General features: G+C 33.4%; 10 protein-coding genes. 2 read left to right on the top strand and 8 right to left on the bottom strand.

Going from position 1 to position 8685, the window contains the following annotated elements; translation table 11 throughout:
• Nucleotides 1-105: 105 nt before the first annotated feature.
• Nucleotides 106-906: a fibrobacter succinogenes major paralogous domain-containing protein gene (locus H8B04_RS16400; RefSeq protein WP_190303028.1), complete on the top strand. Its 801-nt coding sequence runs from the start codon at nucleotides 106-108 to the stop codon at nucleotides 904-906.
• Nucleotides 907-968: 62 nt separating this feature from the next.
• Here the strand turns inward: H8B04_RS16400 and H8B04_RS16395 are convergent, their stop codons facing one another.
• From H8B04_RS16395 to H8B04_RS16365, 7 genes are all read right to left on the bottom strand, one after another.
• Nucleotides 969-1925: a DUF4407 domain-containing protein gene (locus tag H8B04_RS16395; protein ID WP_206366898.1), complete on the bottom strand. Its 957-nt coding sequence runs from the start codon at nucleotides 1923-1925 to the stop codon at nucleotides 969-971.
• Nucleotides 1922-2494, bottom strand: coding sequence for a hypothetical protein (locus tag H8B04_RS16390; RefSeq protein ID WP_165292003.1), 573 nt, complete (start codon nucleotides 2492-2494; stop codon nucleotides 1922-1924). Before H8B04_RS16390 ends, H8B04_RS16395 begins: the two co-directional genes overlap by 4 nt.
• A gap of 15 nt (nucleotides 2495-2509) precedes the next feature.
• Nucleotides 2510-2782 carry an HNH endonuclease gene (locus tag H8B04_RS16385; protein ID WP_165292004.1) on the bottom strand — a complete coding sequence of 91 codons (273 nt, stop codon included), beginning with the start codon at nucleotides 2780-2782 and terminating at the stop codon, nucleotides 2510-2512.
• A gap of 94 nt (nucleotides 2783-2876) precedes the next feature.
• The gene (locus H8B04_RS16380; RefSeq protein WP_190303027.1) at nucleotides 2877-4211 is read right to left on the bottom strand and encodes a sensor histidine kinase; all 1335 of its coding nucleotides are present in this window, start codon (nucleotides 4209-4211) and stop codon (nucleotides 2877-2879) included.
• A gap of 548 nt (nucleotides 4212-4759) precedes the next feature.
• Nucleotides 4760-6319, bottom strand: coding sequence for an ATP-dependent nuclease (locus tag H8B04_RS16375; protein ID WP_190303029.1), 1560 nt, complete (start codon nucleotides 6317-6319; stop codon nucleotides 4760-4762).
• A 201-nt stretch (nucleotides 6320-6520) separates the two neighbouring features.
• Complete coding sequence (locus H8B04_RS16370; protein ID WP_165292006.1) at nucleotides 6521-6820, bottom strand: type II toxin-antitoxin system RelE/ParE family toxin; 300 nt, start codon at nucleotides 6818-6820, stop codon at nucleotides 6521-6523.
• The gene (locus H8B04_RS16365; RefSeq protein ID WP_165292007.1) at nucleotides 6820-7068 is read right to left on the bottom strand and encodes a type II toxin-antitoxin system ParD family antitoxin; all 249 of its coding nucleotides are present in this window, start codon (nucleotides 7066-7068) and stop codon (nucleotides 6820-6822) included. Before H8B04_RS16365 ends, H8B04_RS16370 begins: the two co-directional genes overlap by 1 nt.
• Nucleotides 7069-7444: 376 nt before the next feature.
• On the opposite strand from H8B04_RS16365, the gene H8B04_RS16360 reads away from it, so the two are divergent.
• Nucleotides 7445-8428 carry an ISAon1 family transposase gene (locus H8B04_RS16360; RefSeq protein ID WP_317170679.1) on the top strand — a complete coding sequence of 328 codons (984 nt, stop codon included), beginning with the start codon at nucleotides 7445-7447 and terminating at the stop codon, nucleotides 8426-8428.
• A 7-nt stretch (nucleotides 8429-8435) separates the two neighbouring features.
• Here the strand turns inward: H8B04_RS16360 and H8B04_RS16355 are convergent.
• Nucleotides 8436-8685: transposase (locus H8B04_RS16355; RefSeq protein WP_223815476.1), on the bottom strand; the 250-nt coding region annotated here is incomplete at its 5' end.

The raw sequence follows: 8685 nt of genomic DNA, 5'->3' as shown, positions 1-8685 counted from the left end.
GGAATAATTGGTGTAGTATGCGCCGGAATGTCAGTTCAAAATATACATAAGATTATTCTAACTGATGAATCAAACCTGTACAACGCTATTAATTAGTGGTGTACTTTGGAGCGGAATGACTGGTGTATTTTGCTGTGGAATGGTGGTGTAGTATGGTCCGGAATATTCACTAATGGGGAACTAACGAATGTTTTGACCTTGGAAAAATTAAAAATTGGGGGCGTTCAAAAAGAAAATTTGGATTTATTTTCTTTGTTGGCTAGACCAGGTGTTTCCTATACTATTGAGATTGTATTAAAATCCAAAGGTGGGTCGTTGGAAGGATTTAATGATGGTACGCTAATATGGGCAAATGGAAATCTCATTAAAATAGGGGAGGATCAGTATGCGTTTGCTACTTCTCAAGGCGAGTATGGTGATTACTGGTATCGTAGCAATGACGGTTTGGTATATTCTAATCCGATGAATACCCAGAATAAAAGTTCGAGAACGGGCGTTCCAGTCGACAATATTTGTGGCAAGGTAGGAGCAGGCTGGCGCTTACCAACAGAAAAAGACGTGTTTAATTTAGAAAAATATGTGGATTGGTATGGAAAATCTAATAAAGCATTTGGGGCCTATGTAAAGCCTGATGGTACATCTGTACAAGGAATTTATATTGGAACTAATAAAATTCCTTCCGTCGCTGACCAAGATAAATATTTATTCTTACCAGCGGCTGGTGCCTACAATAGCGGTTCTCCGGCAGAAGTCAATCAATCTTGTTTTTATTGGCATTCGGGTAATGTTTATAAAGAGGAATCAACCTCTTTTCAAATTGCTTCTTATTATTTTAGTCCGAATAATGATGGTGGAAAAGATTTGAGTCGTACGAATTCGGTACGTTGCGTGAAGGATGTAAAATAACAGAAATGCCCAGTTTAAAGCTGGACATTTCTTATTATAGGAAGTATTATTTTAGTATAAGCTTATTTCAGACCATCCAAAGTTTTACGTTTTTGATCCAGTTGATGTTCCATTATGAGATCGTAATCGGATTTATTTTTATCGGATTTACTCAATAATACGAACAGTTCTAACGAAATTAGAAAAGCCAACAAGATCACATAGAAAATCAGCGCTACCGTGCTTTCTTTTAAGATTTCAAGCATAGCATTCAACTCTTCCAAAAATCCTTTTTTAGTTTTGAGTTCTGCTCTTAGGCTTTCTTCAGCTTTCAATTTACGCTGACTGTATTCTTCATATTGATCACGAAGCTGTTTTAAGTTATTGTTATTTAGATCAGCTTCTTTAATCTTTGGATTTGCAATAGGATTATTAGATACCGTACGTTGGGTTTTATTGGTAATGCTACCATCCTCATTTTTTATCGGTACAGTCGTTACGCTAGTGGATACTGTGTTGATCGTAGGGGTTTGACTAATCTGTTTATACAACTCAATATTTCGATGATCCAACGAGTCAATTTCCACTTGCAATTCAGAGAGTTTCGTATTAATGACTGATAAACGATCTGGCAATTGCTTTTTTACCTGCCTGTCTACGATTTCAATCATTTTTTTCTCGATATCATCTTTGAAAATAATCTGATCCAAAATCGCTGACCCTAATACGGCCATGATAACGGCAATCACCATCCGAAAGATCGATGCGAACTTATTATGCCCAACATTTAAAATAATTTGCCGTTCGATTTGAATAATGATTAAAACAAATATTATAGCAATTCCTATGGAACCCCATGTGCCTGTTTGGATATATCTGTCTGCAAAGGAATAACCTACAAAAGCCCACAGAATAATCAAAATCAAGATAGCAGAAGTGTATTTTTTTAGTTGCTTATAACTTGCTTCTGTACAACTTTGAAGTATATTGTAGTTCCATCCAGTCAAGAAGCAACCGAATTTTATCCACCAATTTCTCATAATGAATTATTATCAATTTTAAGATTATGGATAGAAAGGGAGGCTAATCCTTTGGTAAATCCTACTTCGTACGATTGGAAAAGACCGGTCATGTATAATTCACCTTCTTCCAAATGTGCTTTCATTTTATTTAGTTCGTCTACATGTTTGATGTAGGTTTCTTTTCTGGATTTCAAGAGTTCTACCAAATCACTTAAGCCAGCTTCAGATCTGCTTTTGATATGAAAATCGATCTCACGGATCATGTCTTCATATTTGAGAAGTACCTGCTTGAATTTGATTTCAAGATTACTCTTTATAATCGTAAGATTTTTCTCTTTATAAGATTTATCTGGATTTACGAGCGCGTCGTTGTATGCTTTGGATTCATAATCTTCTTTTAGGAATCCGTAAATAATATCAATAGGCAATTTTGTCCCAAATTCTAAACTTGTACTGCTGGTATTATAATTTGGATCCGAATCGTCTACAAAGAGATTACGTGGAAGGTCTGGTATTTCTTCTTGGTCCGTAGCTTTTTCTGTTTTCTCTGCTTCTTTTCTTTTAAATATAAAATCGAAAATTCCCATATTTTTAATGTTAGGTTAGATGTATTTAATTGGTACTTCGTACAAGCGATGGCCTTTAGAGTGGCAACTTTCGCATAAGGTGATAAGTAGATTGTCCGCGTAATCCCAAGGGTCCGCATGTACATTCAATCTCTTGATAATATGATATTGTCTGTGATGAACATGTAGCTTGACTTCGCTGCGCTTACAATGTACACATTTGAATTGATCACGGTTTAGAATATGCTTTCTTTTGGCAATCCATCTCGGATCAAAAAGCTTTTCACCATAGTAGACTTTTGTGTTCATAATGGAATATAAATTTCAACGGCAGTAGGTTAGTAATAAAAAGTTTTCAAGTCGCGATGATATCAAATATAATACTTTTCATAGATAATCTTTATTAAGATTCACTATTTTGTAAGGTGAAAAATTCTTCTTTATCCATATTTGCATTCGAATCATGTGCTGTATATTTTGGAAAACCAACCGTAAAAGTTGAACCAGCATTTGGTTGGCTTTCTATATGAATAGTTCCTTCATTAAGTTCAATTAATTCTTTGCAAAGCAACAAGCCCAATCCAGCGCCTGACTCGTTAGAAGTGCCTATTGATCGCTGTTGTACTTGATTGAATAACGCTTCGGATTTCTCCATGTCTATGCCCACACCTTCATCCTGTATATGAATATAAATCCTTTGCTCGTCTTCAGTCGTAGAGATATACACATGGCCATCTTGGTAACTGAATTTAATCGCATTACTAATCAGATTCCGTAGGATAATGCGCATGTGGTCATAATTCACAAAGAGAAAACTTGATTCATTCACATTCACATGGATGTGAATTCCCTTTCGGATATAATGTATTTTAAATTCGTTAATAATTTCTTCAAGGGCTTTTACCACACATATTTTCGTTCGAATGGTAGGAGCACCTTTCATGCTATTGCTACTCCATGTAAGGATTTGATCCAAGACTTTATGCTGATCCTTCAATTGTCTTTTGAGTTGTTCTATAAAATCATGCATATGATCTTTATTGACCGTATTCGTTTCGAAAATATCAATAATAATAGAAGCATTGACCAAGGGTGCACGCATATCGTGAGCCATAATAGAGAAAATCTTTTCTTTCTCATTATTTATTTCTTCTAAACGAATGCGTTGCTCCTCAATCTGTTTTTTGTCATTATAGATCACACGTTTGAAGAAAGCTATGGCTGTGATTAAGAAAACCAAAGAGGATAATATATTATATATAGCTCTATCTTTGTGTACGGGTGCTTCGATAAAATCTATGTCAGGATTCGAGTAAATAATTAAGATACCACAACTTATAATTCCACTGCCAATACTTAAATATTTGATGTTGTCGTACAAAAGCATGGATACAACCAAGACACTCAATAAAAAATACTGAGCTCCATTTTGATATAATAATCCGCTAATAAAAAATAAAATTGTACTGGATATAAGGAGCAAAGCTTTTGCACTTCGTGGGCGATGGAAATATTGCAACCCCAACACTACGCTATAGGACATGCCTGTCAATAGATTGATAGAGGATAATATCCAGCGTTCTTGAAAAATATTGATTGTCGAAAATACGAAGGACGGAATAATGCATAGAATACATATGATATTCACCATACATATTCTTTTGATATCCAAATACGAGGAATTCGCATCAGCGCCTATATGCGTTAGGAGATGCAAATAGTATTTCAGTTTCGTCATTCTACAGGATAGGCTAGATGTTGCTGTAAATATACGAAAAAGTTGTCCCTCTATCTGTCCGGTTTGACGGATTATTTGCCATGGAAAATTAAAAAAAGCCAAAACTTTTATTTGCCTAACTATTTTTAAGTAGGAGCTGTGGGTATTCACTGAGTTGTTATAATTGTGAAATACAAATTCATTTCTAATTATTGAAACCACAACAATTATAAAATATTGTAATCCTATTTTATGAAATGAAGGTTCTAGACTTTCAAAGCTACAGCTGCAAAATATTTGAAAATCAAATCAATGAAAGAATTCGTTTTGTTACCTGAATAATAAGCGAGTGTTGTTTTTAACCTCTGACCCTTAATTGGGCAGAGGTTTTTCGTTTAATCATTATTCTGAATGAAAGTATTCTTTTTTGGAGGTTAAAGCAGAACTAACTTTTTATATATACCTTTAACGGCCATTTCGCCAATACAATGTTATGTGCAGTTATAATTCATTAATTTTTAGTGCGACTTCTCTAAATGTTTGCCATTCTTCTTCTACAAAATTATCTTCTAGTAATCTTTTTGCAACTGCTCTAGCAATGATTGGCTTAGAATTTCCAGTTCATCTTTGACTTCATTTTCAATGTTTTCATAATTAGAAAATGTAGCTCTCATTGTTACTTCATAGTTTTGACCAAATACGCAAAAGCTATCGTTAATATTCCAATCTCTTGATGTTAATACTTCAGCGATTGCATCATCTTGAATTCCTATAGCTTTAAGAGATTCTTTGCTTTTATAACCCTGTCTATCATCAGAATCATCGTTATGGAAGCATATAAATGTTGGTATTTTTAATGCTGTAAATAATCTCCACCAATTTGCTAAATTTCCTTTTCCACCAACTCCAATTATTGCAATTCCTTCTTTAAGTACATCCAATCCGACACCTTCAAAAATTATTGGAAGAGATAACTCTTCAGTTTCTCCTTTCACTAAAACTATTTTTTTTGCAAATAATCCACTTAGTATATTTGTTTTGCTGTGAGCAGCATAGAAAGGAAGTATAGTTTCAGCCGTTGCTCGAACTGCACCTGTATCTATAGAAAATTGAGCAAACTCTTCTGCTGTAATATTTGATATTTTTGTTTGCTCATCTTTGGAAACAATATATATACCTGGTAAATATTCTAAGTTTATAAAGTAGGGACTATGAGTGGTAATTATTATCTGCAATCCACTTTCAGCTAAAGAATGCATTTGTTTAGCTAACCATTTTTGTGCAATAGGATGAAGATGAGATTCTGGTTCATCTAAAATTAATATCATCCCTTGACCAAGAAAATTATCTGAATATGCTTTTGCAAATGATAAAGCTAAAATTTGTTGCTGACCAGTTCCTAATTCTTCAAATGCTCTAATTTGTCCATCTTCCGATGGATGAACTTTCAATGTTTTAAAATAATTACTAGGGTCGTACGAGGAAAAATCAAAGCCTAAAGCGTGTGTCATATTTGACATCATTTGACCTGAAATGGTACACATACTTTCTGAAAATTGTCTAAATTCTTCTACTTCAAGGAAGATTTGTTTATTATGTTCAAAAAGTTCTTTTAATCTCTGTACTTTTTCTTCGTCACTACTTAATTTATCGGGAAATGCTTTAGTTACTTTGGATAATAGAGTATATTTAGAAGCATAACTTAGTTGAAAAGATAAATTTTGTTCTGAATTTACTATAACACATAATAATTCTTCTCTTAAATTATTACTTACATATTGATTTTTAAAACCATTTTCAGCTTGAGTTGCAGTGTATGAACTTTCAGTTCCTTTGACGTAAGCATAATTAAATCCTCCACAAGAAAATTCTCCTTGTCTGCCTAATCTCGTTCTAAATCCAGAAACTTTTGTTGAAATAGATATTCTATTAGAAGTAATTCTTTTGTAAAAATCATAATCATCTAAGTTTTTATATTTAGGATGAAATTCACCGAACATAAGTTCAATAGCTCGTATTATATTAGATTTTCCAGCGTTATTTTCACCAACAAAAGTAATTGGCATATTTTGATGAAATTTAATAGAGATTGGTTCATCACCAATTGATCTAAAATTCTCAATAGTAATCTCTTCTAATCTAGGTAATAGTGGAGGATTAGAAAGCCTAAACTTTCAACTTTGCACTAACCTAAGCCACAGCCTTTTATTATTTTCTAAATTTATGAAAAAAGGAAATATAAAAAGCTGTTGCGACTAAAAATGCTCAAACTTTCTATATTTCCCTTAACCCGCCATTTCGCCAAGCCGATGTTAGGTGTAGCCAGTTTTTTATTCGTTTAATCTATTTTCTATATCCATCTGTTGATGTAAAATTCTGATAATCTCAATTGCATTTTCTTTTAGATTTATTCGATAAAAAATAAAATGTGATTTAACTTTTGAGCGATAATAACCTTTTCTAATATGACTATAATCTTTACCACAAGTTGGATTTTGAGTTAAATAATCAATTTCTTCAAAAATTAAATTGAAATACCTATCAGCTTGTTCCTTCGACCAAGTTTCAAAAGTATATAGCCAAATATTTTCGAGGTCAAATTGTGCTTCTTTACTGATTTTGAAATTCATTATTCAGAAGCATATTTTTGATGAATATTATTTAAAAGTGAATCTCGGTTGAAGTTTTTCACAAAACCAGATTTTTCTCCTTTTTTAAGTTCATTAATTAATTCTGATTTCTTAGTTTCCTCATATTCAAACATTCTCAATGCAGCTCGAACAACCTCGCTTGCCGATGAAAATTTACCAGATTTTACCTGTTCATTTATGAACTTATCAAAATATTCGCCGAGAAGTATAGAAGTGTTTTTCGCCATAATTTTATTATTTGATTCAAATATACCAAATCTTGGTACACTATTCAATAATTAAGCGTTAATTTTTAGACGAAATCTTGTCAACTGATTACACATAACGGACCGCGGCTTGGCGAAGTGTGGGGAAATCGAAGCTAAAAGTTTCGATTTTGCACTGAGGCGAGCCAAAACGAATTTTTATGAGTTAAATTTAAAAATAAAAAACGAATAAAATTCGTTTTTGGCGACAAAGTAGGGCAGAACGTTGAACTTAGCAGTTCAGCCCCGCTTTTGGCAATACCTTGTTGTGCGTAGTTATTTTTTCTTGTATCCGTCAAATTGTTCGTTTTTAGTTTTTCCTATTCCTTCTCCGTAAACAACACCTTTATATTTTAATGTGTCTATCCAATTGTATTCTGGATTAAACTTAATAAAGTTTGAAGTCAGTTCGTTAGTTTTCATTGTATCAGCGGATAATCAAGCGCACAGTATCAAAACTATTAGCTCATTTTATGGTATATCAGCCAATAAATTAAGGCGATACTACCGTAATAAACTCAGTGGTTTTCAAGAGTGGGCCCATCGCGAAAATGCACAGGAAGGACTAATATTTCCACAGAATATAGGTAGTAGTCTTTCCATTGATGAGACCAGTCTTTCTCATGGTGAACTCTATACGGTGGTAACTAATAAAGAAGCTCACGGAAAGAAAGGTACTATAGTTGCAATTCTCAAAGGAACTAAATCCGATAGTATTATCTCTGTGCTTCAACAAATTCCACTCCGATTACGCAATAAAGTACAGGAAATAACACTTGACTTAGCTGGCAATATGGGGATTATAGCTAAGACGTGTTTTGCTAATGCTGTACAGGTTATTGATCGCTTTCATGTGCAGCAATTGGCAACTCAGGCACTTCAAGAAATCAGGATAAAACACCGGTGGCAAGCTATTGAGGAAGAAAATAAAGCCATTGAAGATGCTAAAAAGAGGAAAGAAACTTACACTTCAGAAATTTTATCAAATGGTGATACTATAAAGCAAATGTTAGCTAGAAGTCGCTATTTACTCTATAAAAGTGAACACAAATGGACAATAGAACAAAAGCAAAGAGGTAGTTTACTATTTGAACGCTATACTGACATTCAAAAGGCTTACAAATTATGCCAAGAATTATCTTGGATATTCAACACAACTGTTGATAAAATCTATGCTTTTACACGATTAGCTAAATGGGCTGAGAAGGTAGATCAAGCTGGATTCAAGTCTTTCAATACCGTGTCAAGAACCATAGATACGCATCACAAAAAGATTCTAAACTACTTTGATAACCGAAGCACCAATGCTTCAGCAGAATCTTTTAATGCTAAAATTACGTGAGTTCGGTTTAAGCAGCAAGGAATAATTGCTTTTCTTGCTGTTGAAACTGAATATTTAGAGAAGGTTTTTTAGGAAAGAAAGCATAGGCAGCTAAAGCTCCCAAAATATTCAATAAGAAGTTATTTACAACCCTGTGTCTAGTGTGTTGTAGTTTGCATATATTCTTTAATTCATCATTTACACATTCAATTATAGCTCGTTTTCGTAGCATAATTTTATCTGTCTGAGAAAGATTTAATCCCTTCATATTTTTTCTA

Source organism: Sphingobacterium litopenaei (genome assembly GCF_014692495.1).
Classification (GTDB): Bacteria; Bacteroidota; Bacteroidia; order Sphingobacteriales; family Sphingobacteriaceae; genus Sphingobacterium; species Sphingobacterium litopenaei.
The sequence above is the reverse complement of the archived record's forward strand: the minus strand, read 5'-3'. Positions and strand labels throughout refer to the sequence as shown.

Excerpts from the sequence above, each read along its gene's own strand:
- H8B04_RS16395 (WP_206366898.1), bottom strand. The coding sequence starts at position 1,925 with ATGAGAAATTGGTGGATAAAATTCGGTTGCTTCTTGACTGGATGGAAC.
- H8B04_RS16390 (WP_165292003.1), bottom strand. The coding sequence starts at position 2,494 with ATGGGAATTTTCGATTTTATATTTAAAAGAAAAGAAGCAGAGAAAACA.
- H8B04_RS16385 (WP_165292004.1), bottom strand. The coding sequence starts at position 2,782 with ATGAACACAAAAGTCTACTATGGTGAAAAGCTTTTTGATCCGAGATGG.
- H8B04_RS16380 (WP_190303027.1), bottom strand. The coding sequence starts at position 4,211 with ATGACGAAACTGAAATACTATTTGCATCTCCTAACGCATATAGGCGCT.
- H8B04_RS16370 (WP_165292006.1), bottom strand. The coding sequence starts at position 6,820 with ATGAATTTCAAAATCAGTAAAGAAGCACAATTTGACCTCGAAAATATT.
- H8B04_RS16365 (WP_165292007.1), bottom strand. The coding sequence starts at position 7,068 with ATGGCGAAAAACACTTCTATACTTCTCGGCGAATATTTTGATAAGTTC.